This is a genomic window from Burkholderia sp. WP42, from assembly GCF_000745665.1.
Lineage (GTDB): Bacteria > Pseudomonadota > Gammaproteobacteria > Burkholderiales > Burkholderiaceae > Burkholderia > Burkholderia vietnamiensis.
Genome location: NZ_KN050725.1, coordinates 1 through 15,251 on the forward strand (window position 1 = coordinate 1; position 15,251 = coordinate 15,251).

Consider the following 15,251-nt stretch of genomic DNA (forward strand, 5'->3'; position numbering starts at 1 on the left):
AAGAAGCTGCCGGCCTTTCTGCGGGAAAGCCTGACCTACGATCGCGGATCGGAAATGACCTGTCATGTCGAGCTGGCTGAACGATTGAATCTGGATATCTGGTTCGCGGATCCCTACGCGCCTTGGCAACGAGGCAGCAACGAAAATACCAACGGCCTGCTGCGCCAGTTTCTACCCAAAGGAATGGACCTGTCAGGCGTGACCCAGATGCAGTTGAACGATATTGCCAAGCTGATGAACGGACGCCCTCGTCAAACCCTCAACTGGAAAACCCCCGAAGAGGCCATGGCGATGGAATTGGCTGCCACCGGGTTGGCTAAACGTTGCACTTGATTCTTGAGACCGCCCACCGATGAGGCTAGCCCAATCGTCTTAGTTGGAAAATATCAGCTCTTCAGGGCGGTCGGCAGGCGAATTCCGCCAGCGTTATCCACTGCAGCGCAGAGTGAGGGCGCGCCTTGTTATAGTACTCGCGCCAGACGTTGATTTGGCGTCTGGCGTCGCCCAGCGACAAGAACCAAGGTGCGTTGAGGCATTCTTCGCGACAGCGTCTATTGAGGGGTTCATTCTTCGCACTGTCGGTCGACTTGTCGGGACGAGAGACGTCTATTTCCGCGCCATTCTGGTACGCCCATTGGTCGAGTGTCTACGAAATGAATTCGCTGCGATTGTCTGCCTTGATATAGCCTGGGCGCACGATGCAAAGCAGCAGTCTTCATGACCCAGTTCGCGCTGCTTTACCCGGAACGATTCAACATTGGAGTTTGAATCTCACACACACGGAATTCCGGATACCTCCCGTGGGAAAAGCTTCCCTCCGTCTCCGCCACAAGCGTTGACAAAGCCCCGCAAGTTCTCGGACTTGCGGGGCTTTTTCCTTCGGTTGTCACCTTTATACCGTCGCACCCCTCAATCCCCCTCGACTTCCCCCAAGCTCCCGCGCTAAATAGCGATATAGCCTCGCGCCCCTCAGCCGGAGTCCCGCCCCGCATGCATTCCGTCCTCACGCTTCTTTCGCATCGCCCCGTCGACGGGCTCGTCGCCAACCACGCCGATTATGCGCACAGCCACGGCTACCGCCACGCGGTCGTCGACAGCGCGCACATCTACGGCGAGCGTCAACAAGTGCTTCACAAGTACCACGCGATCATCGCGCAGCTCGCGGCGATGGAGCCGCAGGCATTGCTTCTCGTGCTCGACCCATTCTCCGTCGTACTGGCCCGGCACGCACTGCCGGAGATCGCCGACGGCTACGACGCGATCGTCACCACCCAGACGCCGACGTCGCCATTACCCGCGCCCAGCGGCATGATCTTCCGCAACGTCCCCGACGTTCGCGAGCGCTTGCGGCGTCTTACGGTCGAACTCGGCAAGTGGGCGATGCATCTGCCCGAGCGGCAGAACGAATGCGAAGCGACGCTGCTCGCCGAACACTTCCCGCCGTTGCCGTTCGATCAGCCGCTGTCGAACCGCCATTACGCATCGGCCCAGACCGTGTGGCGCGACGGCCATGCAATCGACGTGGTCGTGAGCGCGCGTCCGCTCGTCGCGCATCAGGCGCCCGAATGGCGGCAGATCGACGGCGTATGGGCGCCGACGCCCGACTACGACTTCCGCTACGTGCTCGCGCTCGTCGACGATGCGGCGCGCGTGCTGCACGGCGAACAGCCGCACGCGATGGCCGACTGGCGCGCCGCGCAACAGCGCACGCGCGAGCCGGTGCGGCATCTGAATCCGCAGGCGCGCATTGCATTCGTGAGCCTGCATACGTCGCACATCGCCGGCTACGGCGATCTGCACGAAGAGAACTTCGTTCGCTATTGCACGCGACACGGCTACGCGTACCACGCCTATCGCGAGCCGCCGTCGTTCCTGCCGCCCGGCGTCGACGCGAACTGGGCCAAGCTGCATCTGATTCGCGAACACCTGCCGCAGCACGACTTCGTGTTCTGGGTCGATGCCGACATCCTCGCGATCGACCAGCGTCAGCCGGTCGACGGCGTGATCGACGGCCGCGATTTCGTGATCGGCACCGATCACACGGCCTGGGCGATCAACTCCTGCATGATCGGCGTGCGCAACGTCGCGCCGATGCATGAACTGGTCGGCCGCATATGCGCCCGCATCGAGAGCTTCGACGACCGCTCGTCGGTATACGCGAGCGGCGGCGACCAGCAGGCGATCTACGTTGAACTGCTGGCGGCCGGCATGATCGATGCGCGCTACATCGTCGATGCGACGTCGCTCGCCTCGTCGCCGGTCTATGCGACGCGCGACAGCCGCTTCGTCCATTTCCCCGCGCAGCACAATCACTATCGCGCGGTGTCGATGCAAGTGTGGGACCGGCTGAGCCGCGAGCGCTGACACGACGCGCGGCCGCCGATGCCGCGCGTTGAAGCCAAAACGAAAGGGTGCCTGTAAGGATCGAGCGGCGCTCCGACCTCGCGCGCTGCGGCTCGTCGTTGCATGCACAGCAGCATGCTTCCGGAAAAAAATGCGACGGCGCGCGCCCTCCGGCACGCCAGGTGCCCGTTCAATACGAAAAATTACGCATAAAAATCAGCGGTCTATCGGGCGAACGGAATTTCATGTTCTGTTGCGCTGCAAAAAATAATTAATCGCCTTATGCTGGTTAACCCGATAGCGCTTGAGCGGCATCAATCTTTGTTCTGATTCCGCTTTACATTTTGCCAACATTGTCGATCCACGAAATCTATCTGTCGATTTGATTTCGTTCCTTCGTCGCGTCTGTTCCCGATGCAGCGCGCGACCCACCCAGGGCCTGTTGACATGCATGAGTTCCCCTTTCTGAGCCTGGCGATCTGGGCTCCGATCCTGTTCGGCGCGTGTTTGCTGCGCGCCGGTTCCGACGATCGCGTACATCGCATCAGAGTGATCGCGCTCGTCGGCGCGCTTGCCGGCCTGGCCGCGGTCGTGCCGCTCGTCGCCGGTTTCGACGCGCATTCGGCCGCGATGCAGTTCACCGAATCGCGCGACTGGCTGGCCGCTTTCCACGCCGGCTGGCGCGTGGGCATCGACGGTGCGTCGCTGTGGCTCGTCGTGTTGACGGCGTTCACGACGCCCGTCGTCGTGATCGCCTCGTGGGAGTCCGTCACGGTGCGCGTCGCGCAGTATTACGCGTCGTTCCTGATCCTCTCCGGGCTGATGGTCGGCGTGTTCGTCGCGCAGGACGGGCTGCTGTTCTTCATCTTCTTCGAAGCGACGCTGATCCCGCTGTATCTGCTGATCGGCACGTGGGGCGGCGAGCGTCGCGTCTACGCCGCGGTGAAGTTCTTCTTCATGTCGTTCGCCGGTTCGCTGTTGCTGCTGATGGCGATGCTGTACCTGTCAGCGAAGTCGCATACGTTCGACATGAACGCATGGCGCACGCTGCAGCTCGGCTTCACGCCGCAGCTGCTCGTGTTCCTCGGCTTCTTCGCCGCGTTCGCGGTCAAGGTGCCGATGTGGCCGGTTCACACGTGGCTGAGCGACGTCTACAAGGACGGCCCGACCGGCGCCGCGCTGATGCTCGCGATGCTCAAGCTCGGCGGCTACGGCTTCCTGCGCTTCGCGCTGCCGATCACGCCGGACGCGAGCCACTTCTTCGCGCCGGCCGTGATCGCGCTGTCGCTGTTCGCGATCGTCTACGCAAGCCTGATCGCGCTGGCGCAGACCGATCTCGGCAAGCTGCTCGCGTATTCGACGGTCGCGCACATGGGCATCGTCACGCTCGGGCTGTTCCTGTTCAACCGCATCGGCGTCGAAGGCGCGATCGTGCAGCTGGTGTCGTACGGCTTCGTCGCGGGCGCGATGCTGCTGTGCGTGAGCGTGCTGGTCGATCGCACGAAGCAGCGCGAGATCGCCGCGTACGGCGGCGTGGCCGGCGTGATGCCGCGCTTCGCGACCTTCTCGATGCTGTTCGCGATGGCGAACATCGGCCTGCCGGGCACCTCGGGCTTCGTCGGCGAGTTCATGGTCATCATGGGCGCGATCCGCATGAACTTCTGGATCGGCGCGATCGCGGCGCTGACGCTGATCCTCAGCGCGTCGTACACGCTGTGGATGGTCAAGCGCGTGATCTTCGGCAAGGTCGCGAGCCCGCGCATCGCGAAGCTCGCCGACCTCGGCCGGCGCGAGGTCGTGCTGTTCGCGTCGCTCGCGCTGATCGTGCTGATGGTCGGCGTCGATCCGAAGCCGTTTACCGACGCGATCGACCCGACGGTCGGGCGGCTGATCGAAGACGCGAGCCATTCGAAGCTGCCTGCCGGCGACGACGCCGCGCCGGCACGACCCGCCTACATGGCCGCCGCGCACGGCTGACCGGAGGAGGCCGCGCGCAGCGGCCGCCTCGTCAGACGAATGCGATGGTTGCGCGCACATCCAGTGGCGCGGCGCTTGTCGCGCCGGCTTCCGGCGCGCGGCCGGCTGCGTGAAATTGCCCCGCGACAATGTGTCTCACATCGGATTTTGCAATGATGATTTGTCGTACATCAAGGTTTTTGCTTGCGTCCGGGCGACGTATGATGCGGCCACTTTCGTGGATCGAATGCGCATCGGGCATACGCAAACGGTTTCAATGACTCTCGGGCTGTGTGATGAAAAGAAGAGCTTCAAGAGGCTGGGCGGCGCTGATGTCAATCGGCGCGGCACTGAGCCTGTCAGGCTGTAATTTTGACGTACTTAATCCGAAAGGAAGCGTCGGCGCTGCCGAAAAGGCGCTGATCGCGACGTCGACATGGGCGATGCTGATCGTCGTCGTGCCGGTGATCCTGCTCACGCTGTACTTCGCGTGGCGTTATCGCGCGTCGAACCGCAACGCGACCTATGCGCCGCACTGGTCGCACTCGACCGCGATCGAAGTCGTGATCTGGACGGTCCCGACGCTGATCATCCTGTTCCTCGGCGTGCTCACGTGGAACACCACGCACGAACTCGACCCGTACAAGCCGCTCGAATCGGCGGTCAAGCCGATCGACGTCGAAGTCGTCGCGCTCGACTGGAAGTGGCTGTTCATCTATCCGGAGCTCGGCATCGCGTCGGTGAACCAGCTGGCGATTCCGGTCGGCACGCCGGTGAACTTCCGCATCACGTCGGACTCGGTGATGAATTCGTTCTTCATCCCGCAGCTCGGCGGCCAGGTGTACGCGATGGCCGGCATGCAGACGCGCCTGCATCTGATCGCCGACGAAGCCGGCGACTACGCGGGCACGTCGGCCAACTTCAGCGGCCGCGGCTTCTCCGACATGAAGTTCCGCACGCTCGCCGAGCCGCGCGAGCAGTTCGACGCGTGGGTGCAGAAGGTGAAGGCTTCGCCCGACCGGCTCGACGCCACCGTGTACGGCACGGTCGCGCAGCCGAGCGAGAAGGCGCCGGTGCGCTACTTCTCGTCGGTCGATCCGAAGCTGTTCCACAACATCATCGCGAAATACAACGATGGCCACGTCCTCGACCTGAAGGACGCCGCCTGCGGCACGAAGGGGTAACGCATGTTCGGCAAACTCACACTATCGGCGATCCCGTTCGATCAGCCCATCATCATGGGAGCCGGCGGCTTCATGGGGCTCGTCGTGCTGGGCATTCTCGCCGGCCTCACGATCACCGGCCGCTGGAAGTGGCTGTGGACGGAATGGTTGACGACGGTCGACCACAAGCGACTCGGCGTGATGTACATCATCGTCGCGCTGATCATGCTGCTGCGCGGCTTCGCCGACGCGATCATGATGCGTCTGCAGCTCGCGCTCGCGTACAACTCGCCCGGCTACCTGCCGCCGCATCACTATGACCAGGTCTTCACCGCCCACGGCGTGATCATGATCTTCTTCATGGCGATGGTGTTCATGGTCGGTCTGATGAACCTGATCGTGCCGCTGCAGATCGGCGCGCGCGACGTCGCGTTCCCGTTCATCAACTCGCTGTCGTTCTGGATGACGGCGGTCAGCGCGATCCTGATCAACGTGTCGCTCGTGATCGGCGAATTCGCGCAGACGGGCTGGCTCGCGTATCCGCCGTTGTCGGAGCTGCAGTTCAGTCCGGGGGTAGGGGTCGACTACTACCTGTGGGCGCTGCAGATCTCGGGCGTCGGCACGCTGCTGACCGGCGTGAACTTCTTCGTGACGATCCTGAAGATGCGCGCACCGGGCATGTCGCTGATGAAGATGCCGGTGTTCACGTGGACGGCGCTCTGCACCAACGTGCTGATCATGGCGTCGTTCCCGATCCTGACCGCGACGCTCGCGCTGCTCGGCCTCGACCGTTACCTCGGCATGCACTTCTTCACGAACGAAGCCGGCGGCAACGCGATGCTGTACCTGAACCTGATCTGGGCGTGGGGCCATCCGGAGGTGTACATCCTGATCCTGCCCGCGTTCGGCATCTTCTCGGAAGTCATCGCGACGTTCTCGAAGAAGCCGCTGTTCGGCTACAAGACGATGGTCTACGCGTCGTGCGCGATCATGGTGCTGTCGTTCCTCGTGTGGCTGCATCACTTCTTCACGATGGGTTCCGGTGCGAACGTGAACGCGTTCTTCGGGATCATGACGATGATCATCGCGATCCCGACCGGCGTGAAGGTGTTCAACTGGCTGTTCACGATGTATCGCGGCCGGATCGAATTCACGACGCCGGTGCTGTGGACGATCGGCTTCATGGTGACGTTCACGCTCGGCGGGATGACCGGTGTGATGATGGCGATCCCGGGCGCCGACTTCGTGCTGCACAACAGCCTGTTCCTGATCGCGCACTTCCATAACGTGATCATCGGCGGCGTGGTGTTCGGCTATCTCGCTGGCTTCAACTACTGGTTCCCGAAGGCGTTCGGCTTCAAGCTGAACGAGAAGCTCGGCAAGGCGGCGTTCTGGTTCTGGCAGATCGGCTTCTACGTCGCGTTCGTGCCGCTGTACGTGCTCGGCTTCATGGGCATGACGCGTCGTCTGAACCACTACGACAACCCGGCATGGCATCCGTGGCTGCTGGTCGCCGCGTTCGGCGCCGTGCTGATCGCGATCGGCATCGCGTGCCAGCTGCTGCAGCTCGTCGTCAGTATCCGCAACCGCAACCTGCCGGCCTATCGCGACACGACGGGCGACCCGTGGGGCGGCCGTACGCTGGAATGGGCGACCTCGTCGCCGCCGGCCGACTACAACTTCGCGGTGCTTCCGCAGGTGCGCACGCTCGACGCGTATGCCGACATGAAGGCGCGCGGCGACGCCCGGCCGAACCCGGCAGCGATCCGCGACATCCACATGCCGTCGAATACCTGCGCGGGCCTGGTGATCGCGATCTTCAGCCTGGTGCTCGGTTTCGCGCTGGTGTGGCACATCTGGTGGATGGCGATCGGCGGGCTGATCGGGATCGTCGCGACGCTGGTGATCTACAGCTCGCGCAATAACGACGGCTACTACATCCCGGCATCGAAGGTGCGCAAGATCGAAGAGAAGCAACCGGCGGCGCGCGTGTCGACGCGTGTCGACGTGGAACTGGAGGCCAACTGATGCTGCAGAAAACCTTGAGCGCAACCTTGCTCGAGCACGACGACCATCCGCCGTCGCACTCGGTGTTCGGCTTCTGGCTGTACCTGATGACGGACTGCGTTATCTTCGCGGCGCTGTTCGCGACCTTCGCGGTGCTGGGCAACCAGACCGCGGGCGGTCCGACCGCGAAGGACCTGTTCGACATCCCGGGCGTCGCGGTGGAAACCGCCGCGCTGCTGCTGTCGAGCATCACGTACGGCTTCGCGATGCTGGCCGGCTACAAGCAGCGGCGCGGTGCGCTGCTCGGGTGGCTCGCGGTCACGTTCGTGCTCGGCGCCGCGTTTCTCGCGATGGAGCTGCGCGAGTTCTCGCACCTGATCGCGGACGGCGCGGGCCCGCAGCGTAGCGCGTTCCTGTCGGCGTTCTTCACGCTGGTCGGCACGCACGGGCTGCACGTAACCGCCGGCCTGTTGTGGATGATCGTGCTGGCCGGACAGATCGTGCTGCGCGGCGGCGATCTGACCGATCGCGATCTGCGGCGCCTGACGTGCCTGAGCCTCTTCTGGCACTTCCTGGACATCGTCTGGATCTGCGTGTTTTCCTTTGTCTATCTCGCGAGCGTGATCTAAATGGCTCATTCGCATTCGTCTCAAATGGAAGAAGGGCACGGCAGCGTTGGCGGCTATTTCGCCGGTTTCATCCTGTCGGTGCTGCTGACGGCCGCGTCGTTCGGCCTCGTGTTGGGCGGCGTGCTGTCGCCGCATGCGTCGCTGATCGCGCTGGCCGCGCTCGCGTTCGTGCAGATCGTCGTGCACCTCGTGTACTTCCTGCACATGAACGGCTCGTCGGGCCAGCGCTGGAACGTGATGGCGTTCAGCTATACGGTGCTGACCGCGGCGATCCTGATCGTCGGCACGTTGTGGGTGATGCACAACGTCAGCATGAACATGATGTCGCGTTGAGCGACGGCGCGCCGCAGCGGATCTGCTGCGGCGCGCATCTCATGTAAGGAAGGGCGGCACGCGAGTGCCGCCTTTTTTCATTCGGCGCGTGCAGTTCGCGCGGAACTCGGCGGCGAGGCGGCGCTTCGCGTTGTCCAGGCCCGCCGGGGAGTAGGGGCTCGCGTATGCGGGCCAGCCGGCCGGCGCAAATACTGGCGTCAATTGTTACGAGACGTTAGCTCGCATGTGCGGCTGCGATGCCGCGAATCAGTTCTTACAAAGTGGAAATATGCGGTGAGGCGGCTTGTCGCTATAGTCGAATCACACATCACACGACTCGAAGAGGATCCATGAAGACTTTGCGTGTTGCCTCGCTCTTGACCGGTATGACGGCCTTGCTCGTGTCGGGCGCAGCAATGGCGGGAGTCAACGTCGGTATCAACGTCGGCGTGCCGGCGCCGGTCTACGTCGCTCCGGCGCCGGTGTACGCGCCGCCTCCTCCGCCGCCGGTCGTCTACCAGCCGGCACCGGTCTACGCACCGGCGCCTGTTTATGCGCCCGCGCCGGCCATCGTGATCGGCTGGCATGGCGACCGTTACTGGGATGGCCGCCGCTACTGGGGCCGCGACGAGTGGTATCGCCATCATGGCCGCGGCTGGGATCGCGGGCATGGGCACTGGGACAACGGGCGCCACAACGGCTGGCGGTGATTGGTTGAGGTGCGCCGAGTCGCTCGAGCGGCGCGAGCAGGTCGGGCGTCCGAGCACCGGAGCACCGACTGGCCGGGCACCCAAGCACCCGAACGTCGCGCTCCCAACGGCCGCGCGGCCGAGCGCCCCAAGCGCTCCAACGACACGCCCGCCCACCCGACGAACCGCCCATCGGCACACCCGCCCACGGGCGGTTTTTCTTTGCCCGTGCGGACGTGCGCGCAGTTCCAGCCAAGCGTCGCCACGCCGCACGCAGGCCGCCATCTGGCTCGATGTCGACTTGAATGGGTAGAATCGACCCCGTTCCATCCCTCAATCGACCGACAGGGCCTCTATGACGAAGGGTTCGCGCCACGCTGCCGCCGCGTCCATCCGCTGCGGCGTCGCGCACGTGCTGCGCACGGCCGGCCGCAGCGCGGCCGTATGGGCAATACAGGCGGTGCTGGCCGCGACGGCCGCGCACGCCGCCTATGCGATCGCACAGTATGGCGAGCCGAAATATCCGCCGGGCTTCAAGCACTTCGACTATGTGAACGCCGACGCGCCGAAGGGCGGCACGCTCGTGCTCGCGAACCCGAACCGGCTGACCTCGTTCGACAAGTTCAATCCGTTCACGATGCGCGGCAACTCGGCGCCCGGCATCGACATGCTGTTCGAAAGCCTCGCGACCGGCAGCATGGACGAGCCGTCGTCCGCGTACGGGCTGCTCGCCGACGACATCGACATCGCCGCCGATCGCCGCTCGGTCACGTTCCACCTGAACCCGCGCGCGCGCTTCTCGAACGGCGATGCGGTCACCGCCGACGACGTCAAGTTCTCGTTCGACACGCTGAAGAGCAAGCAGGCCGCGCCGCAATTCGCCGCGTATTTCGCCGAGATCACGAAGGCGGTCGTGGTCGATCGCGCGACCGTGCGCTTCGAGTTTCGCAGCGCGAATCGCGAGTTGCCGCTGATCGCCGGCGGCGTGCCGGTGTTCTCCCGCAAGTGGGGCTTGCGCGCCGACGGTTCGCGCATCCCGTTCGACCAGCTCGCGTTCGAGCAGCCGATCGGCAGCGGCCCGTATCTGATCGAGCGCTACGACAACGGCCGCACGATCACGTACCGGCGCAATCCCGCGTACTGGGGCGCCGACCTGCCGGTGCGGGTCGGCACCGACAACTTCGAGCACATCGTCTACAAGCTGTACGGCGACGGCGTCGCGCGGCTGGAGGCCTTCAAGGCCGGCGAGTACGACGTGCTCGTCGAATACATCGCACGCAACTGGGCGCGCCGCGACGTCGGCAAGCGCTTCGACAGCGGCGAGCTCGTCAAGCGCGAATTCCGCCAGCACAACGGCGCGGGGATGCAGGGCTTCTTCATGAACTTGCGCCGGCCGCTGTTTCGCGACGTGCGCGTGCGTGAGGCGCTCGACCTCGCGTTCGACTTCGAATGGCTGAACCGCCAGTTGTTCTACGGCGCCTACACGCGGCTCGACAGCTATTTCGCCGACACCGACCTGCAGGCGACCGGCACGCCGGGCGCGGGCGAGCTGAAGCTGCTCGAGCCGCTGCGCGCGCAGCTCGACCCGGCCGTGTTCGGCCCGATGGTCACGCAGCCGAGCACGAATCCGCCCGGTTCGCTGCGCGCGAATCTGCTGAAGGCGCGCACGCTCCTCGCGCAAGCCGGCTGGACCTATCGCGACGGCGCGCTGCGCAATGCGCGGGGCGAGCCGTTCAGGTTCGAGATCCTCGACGATTCGGGTGCCGCGATGGAAGGCATCGTGACCGCGTATCAGCGCAACCTCGCGAAGCTCGGCATCGACGCACGCTTTCGCACGGCCGACTACGCGCTGCTGCAAAAGCGGCTCGACGCGTTCGATTACGACATGACGACGGTGCGCCTGCCCGGCGTGCAGGTGCCGGGCGCCGAACAGTATTCGCGCTACGCGAGCAAGTTCGCCGACGAACCGGGCTCCGACAACCTGATCGGGCTGAAGTCGCCGGCCGTCGACGCATTGCTGCATGCGCTCGGCACCGCGCAGACGCGCGACGAGCTGCTCGACGCGACTCACGCGCTCGACCGCGTGCTGATGCACGGCTATTACGCGGTGCCGCAGTGGTACAGCACCACCCACCGCATCGCGTACAAGCGCTCGCTCGGCTACCCGCAGACGCTGCCGCTGTACTATTCCGCCGAGGGCTGGGTCGTGTCGACGTGGTGGGCGAAGCCCGACCACTGAAGCCTGCCTGCCGTTCGTTCAACCCAGCCTATCGATCACGAGTCGCCGCCCTATGTGGAGCTACATCCTCAAACGTCTGCTGCTGATGATTCCGACGCTCGTCGGCGTGCTCACGCTCACCTTCGCCGTGATCCAGTTCGTGCCGGGCGGCCCGGTCGAACAGGCCGTGCAGGAATTGCGCAAGGGCGCCACGGGCGAGGGTGCGGTGCCGTTCGGCATGCGCGCGCATACCGGCGTCGACGCGCAGCAGCTCGCGCAGCTCAAGGCGCTGTACGGCTTCGACAAGCCGCCGCTCGAACGCTACTGGCTGATGCTCAAGCGCTTCGCGCGCTTCGATCTCGGCGACAGCTACTTCCGCCACCAGAGCGTCTGGTCGCTGATCGTGCAGAAGCTGCCGGTATCGATCAGCATCGGGCTGTGGACCTTCTTCCTCACGTATCTGATCTCGGTGCCGCTCGGCATCGCGAAGGCCGTGCGCAACGGCTCGCCGTTCGACGTCGCGACGAGCCTCGTCGTGCTGGTCGGCTATGCGATTCCCGGCTTCGTGCTCGGCGTGCTGCTGCTCGTGCTGTTCGGCGGCGGCTCGTTCTGGCAGCTGTTTCCGCTGCGCGGCCTCACGTCGGACAACTTCTCGCAGCTGTCGCTGCTCGGCAAGGTGCTCGACTATCTGTGGCACATCGCGCTGCCGATCACCGCATCGGTCGTCGGCAGCTTCGCGGTCATCACGATGCTCACGAAGAACGCGTTCCTCGACGAGATCCGCAAGCAGTACGTGCTCACGGCGCGCGCGAAGGGGCTCACCGAGCGCACGGTGCTGTGGAAGCACGTGTTCCGCAACGCGATGCTGCCGCTGATCGTCGGCTTTCCGGCCGCCTTCATCGGCGCGTTCTTCACCGGCAGCCTGCTGATCGAGACGCTGTTCTCGCTCGACGGCCTCGGGCTGCTGTCGTACGAATCGGTCGTGCGGCGCGACTATCCGGTCGTGCTCGGCACGCTGTACCTGTTCACGCTGATCGGGCTCGCGACCAAGCTCGTCTCCGACCTCTGCTACGTGTGGGTCGACCCGCGCATTCAATTCGAAAACCTGGAGCGCTGACATGAAACCGTCCGTTCGCACGCCGATCGCCGGCGCGCCTCTACGCCTGCCCGCGCGCGCCGGGCGAGGTGCGCGATGAGCCGGGCCATCGCGTCGTCCCGCATCGACGCCGCGCGGGCGCGCGTGTCGCCGTCGCCCGCGCGGCGTGTGTGGCAGCGCTTCCGCCAGCAACGGCTCGGCTACTGGAGCTTCGTGATCTTCGTCGTCGCATTCGCCGCGAGCCTCGCGGCGCCGCTGTGGTCCAACGACAAGCCGCTCGTCGTGCGCTACGACGGGCACACCTATTTCCCGATGTTCCATGCGTATCCGGAGACGACCTTCGGCGGCGACTTCCCGACGCCGGCCGATTATCTCGATCCGTACGTGCGCAAGCGCCTCGAAGCGCCGGGCAACTTCGCGATCTACCCGCCGAACCGCTATTACTACGACACGCTGAACTATTTCTCGAACGTGCCGAACCCCGCGCCGCCGTCGCGCGCGAACTGGCTCGGCACCGACGCGCAGGGCCGCGATCTGCTCGCGCGCCTCGTGTACGGGTTTCGCGTGTCGGTCGAGTTCGCGCTGATCCTCACCGCCATCGGCACGCTGCTCGGCATCGCCGCGGGCGCGGTGCAGGGCTTCTTCGGCGGCCGCATCGACATCGTCGGGCAGCGTCTGATCGAAATCTGGAGCTCGCTGCCGGAGCTGTATCTGCTGATCATCTTCGCGTCGATCTTCGAGCCGAGCTTCCTGCTGCTGATCGTGCTGCTGTCGCTGTTCGGCTGGATCGGCCTCGCCGACTACGTGCGTGCCGAATTCCTGCGCAACCGCACGCAGGACTACGTGCGCGCGGCCCGCGCGATGGGCCTCACGAACTGGCAGATCATCTGGCGCCACGTACTGCCGAACAGCATGACGCCGGTGATCACGTTCCTGCCGTTCCGGATGAGCGGGGCGATCCTCGCGCTCACGAGCCTCGATTTCCTCGGCCTCGGCGTGCCGCCGCCGACGCCGAGCCTCGGCGAACTGCTCGCGCAGGGCAAGGCCAATCTCGACGCGTGGTGGATCTCGCTGTCGACGTTCGGCGTGCTGGTCGCGACGCTGCTGTTGCTGACCTTCATGGGCGACGCACTGCGCAATGCGCTCGACACGCGGATCGCCGACTCGGTGCGCGCCGCAGGAGGCCAGCGATGAGCGCCATCGACGCCTCGCAGCCGGGCGAACCGCTGCTGTCGCTCGAGCATCTGCACGTGCGCTTCGGCGACACGGTGGCCGTCGAAGACGTGACGCTCGCGATCGGTCGCGGCGAACGCGTCGCGCTGGTCGGCGAGTCGGGCTCGGGCAAGAGCGTGACCGCGCTGTCGATCCTGCGGCTGCTGCGTGATGCGGACGTGAGCGGCACCATCCGCTTCGCCGGGCAGGATCTCGCCGGCAAGAGCGAGCGCGAGATGCGCGGGCTGCGCGGCTCGGACATCGCGATGATCTTCCAGGAGCCGATGACGGCGCTCAATCCGCTGTACACGGTCGGCGCGCAGATCGCCGAGACGATCGTGCTGCACGACGGCGTGACGGCCGGCGAAGCGCGCAAGCGCACGATCGCGCTGCTCGCCCGCACCGGCATCGCGGAGCCCGAGAAGCGCGTCGACAGCTACCCGCACGAGCTGTCGGGCGGCCAGCGGCAGCGCGCGATGATCGCGATGGCGCTCGCCTGCCGGCCGCGCCTGCTGCTGGCCGACGAGCCGACCACCGCGCTCGACGTGACGATCCGCGCGCAGATCGTCGACCTGCTGCTCGAACTGCAGCGCGACGAGGCGGAAAAGCGCGGGATGGCGATCCTGCTGATCACGCACGATCTGAACCTCGTGCGGCGCTTCGCCGAGCGGGTCGCCGTAATGGAGCACGGCAGGCTGGTCGAGAGCGGGCCGGTGGAGCGGATCTTCGCGCAGCCCGAGCATCCGTATACGCAGCGGCTGCTGAACAGCCGGCCGCAGCGCACGGTCGCGCCGGTGCTGCCGATCGCGCCGGTCGTGCTCGACGCGCGCCACGTCAGCGTGCAGTTCGCGCGCAAGCGGCCGGGGCTGGCCGGCTGGTTCGGGACGCTGCCGGTGACGGCGGTGGATGACGTGTCCGTGTCGGTGCGGCAGGGCGAGACGCTCGGGATCGTCGGCGAATCCGGCTCCGGAAAGTCGACGCTCGCGATGGCGCTGCTCGGGCTGCAACGGACGGTGGCCGGCGAGATCGAGTTCCAGGGGCGCGCGCTGTCGACCTATCGCGGCCGCGAACAGACCGCGCTGCGCTCGAACATGCAGGTCGTCTTTCAGGATCCATTCAGTTCGCTGTCGCCGCGTCAGACGATCGAGCGGATCGTCGGGGAGGGGCTCGAGTTGCATCGCCCGGAACTGAGCGCGGACGCGCGCCGCGCGAAGTCGCTGACGGTGCTGCGCGAAGTCGGCCTCGACCGCACGGTGCTGCATCGCTATCCGCACGAGTTCTCCGGCGGCCAGCGGCAGCGGATCGCGATCGCACGCGCGCTCGTGCTCGAGCCGCGCATCCTGATCCTCGACGAGCCGACTTCCGCGCTCGACGTGTCGATCCAGCAGCAGGTGCTGAAGCTGCTCGCGAATTTGCAACAGAAATACAACCTGGGCTATGTATTCATCAGCCACGATCTGGAGGTGATCGGCGCGATGGCGCACCGCGTCGCGGTGATGCAGGGCGGGGCGGTCGTCGAGTCCGGCGACGTGGCGGATATCTTCACGAGACCGTCACATCCTTACACACAAAAGCTGTTGAAAGCCGTCTGGAAAGCGTGATAGCGGGTCCAATGGTCCAACCATC

The 15,251-nt window shown here is 65.2% G+C and carries 13 protein-coding genes and 1 pseudogene; 12 read left to right on the plus strand and 2 right to left on the minus strand.

Features of this window, described 5'->3' with window-relative positions; genetic code table 11:
• The coding region (locus EX20_RS26460; RefSeq protein WP_034193563.1) for an IS30 family transposase at positions 1 to 333 on the plus strand (333 nt) is incomplete at its 5' end.
• Positions 334 to 394: 61 nt separating this feature from the next.
• Here EX20_RS26460 and EX20_RS31445 read toward each other — a convergent pair.
• Positions 395 to 691: pseudogene (locus EX20_RS31445) on the minus strand (integrase core domain-containing protein); the annotation flags it as partial.
• A 299-nt stretch (positions 692 to 990) separates the two neighbouring features.
• On the opposite strand from EX20_RS31445, the gene EX20_RS26465 reads away from it, so the two are divergent.
• Together EX20_RS26465 and EX20_RS26470 are read left to right on the plus strand one after the other, a co-directional pair.
• The gene (locus EX20_RS26465; protein ID WP_034195293.1) at positions 991 to 2,364 is read left to right on the plus strand and encodes a glycosyltransferase family protein; all 1,374 of its coding nucleotides are present in this window, start codon (positions 991 to 993) and stop codon (positions 2,362 to 2,364) included.
• A gap of 426 nt (positions 2,365 to 2,790) precedes the next feature.
• Complete coding sequence (locus tag EX20_RS26470) at positions 2,791 to 4,320, plus strand: complex I subunit 4 family protein (RefSeq protein ID WP_034195294.1); 1,530 nt, start codon at positions 2,791 to 2,793, stop codon at positions 4,318 to 4,320.
• Positions 4,321 to 4,351: 31 nt separating this feature from the next.
• Here EX20_RS26470 and EX20_RS31450 read toward each other — a convergent pair whose 3' ends face one another.
• Positions 4,352 to 4,561: a hypothetical protein gene (locus tag EX20_RS31450; RefSeq protein WP_081060006.1), complete on the minus strand. Its 210-nt coding sequence runs from the start codon at positions 4,559 to 4,561 to the stop codon at positions 4,352 to 4,354.
• Between the two features lie 34 nt (positions 4,562 to 4,595).
• Between EX20_RS31450 and cyoA the strand changes: the two genes are divergently transcribed.
• From cyoA to EX20_RS26520, 9 genes are all read left to right on the plus strand, one after another.
• Complete coding sequence (cyoA, locus tag EX20_RS26480; protein ID WP_034195296.1) at positions 4,596 to 5,483, plus strand: ubiquinol oxidase subunit II; 888 nt, start codon at positions 4,596 to 4,598, stop codon at positions 5,481 to 5,483.
• Positions 5,484 to 5,486: 3 nt separating this feature from the next.
• Positions 5,487 to 7,490 (plus strand): cytochrome o ubiquinol oxidase subunit I, encoded by a 2,004-nt coding sequence (gene cyoB / locus EX20_RS26485; RefSeq protein ID WP_011885190.1) that lies wholly within the window; start codon positions 5,487 to 5,489, stop codon positions 7,488 to 7,490.
• Positions 7,490 to 8,098, plus strand: coding sequence for a cytochrome o ubiquinol oxidase subunit III (gene cyoC / locus EX20_RS26490; protein ID WP_011885189.1), 609 nt, complete (start codon positions 7,490 to 7,492; stop codon positions 8,096 to 8,098). The genes cyoB and cyoC overlap by 1 nt, the downstream gene beginning before the upstream one ends.
• Positions 8,099 to 8,431 carry a cytochrome o ubiquinol oxidase subunit IV gene (cyoD, locus tag EX20_RS26495; protein ID WP_011885188.1) on the plus strand — a complete coding sequence of 111 codons (333 nt, stop codon included), beginning with the start codon at positions 8,099 to 8,101 and terminating at the stop codon, positions 8,429 to 8,431.
• A gap of 329 nt (positions 8,432 to 8,760) precedes the next feature.
• Entirely contained in the window at positions 8,761 to 9,120 is a 360-nt protein-coding gene (locus EX20_RS26500) for a hypothetical protein (RefSeq protein ID WP_034195297.1), read from the plus strand.
• A gap of 334 nt (positions 9,121 to 9,454) precedes the next feature.
• Positions 9,455 to 11,338 (plus strand): extracellular solute-binding protein, encoded by a 1,884-nt coding sequence (locus EX20_RS26505; protein WP_034195298.1) that lies wholly within the window; start codon positions 9,455 to 9,457, stop codon positions 11,336 to 11,338.
• A 52-nt stretch (positions 11,339 to 11,390) separates the two neighbouring features.
• Positions 11,391 to 12,434: a microcin C ABC transporter permease YejB gene (locus tag EX20_RS26510; protein WP_011885185.1), complete on the plus strand. Its 1,044-nt coding sequence runs from the start codon at positions 11,391 to 11,393 to the stop codon at positions 12,432 to 12,434.
• A gap of 75 nt (positions 12,435 to 12,509) precedes the next feature.
• Positions 12,510 to 13,607: an ABC transporter permease gene (locus EX20_RS26515; protein ID WP_011885184.1), complete on the plus strand. Its 1,098-nt coding sequence runs from the start codon at positions 12,510 to 12,512 to the stop codon at positions 13,605 to 13,607.
• A complete protein-coding gene (locus tag EX20_RS26520; RefSeq protein ID WP_011885183.1) occupies positions 13,604 to 15,226 on the plus strand; it encodes an ABC transporter ATP-binding protein in 1,623 nt (540 codons plus the stop codon). Before EX20_RS26515 ends, EX20_RS26520 begins: the two co-directional genes overlap by 4 nt.
• The last annotated feature ends 25 nt before the right edge of the window (positions 15,227 to 15,251 follow it).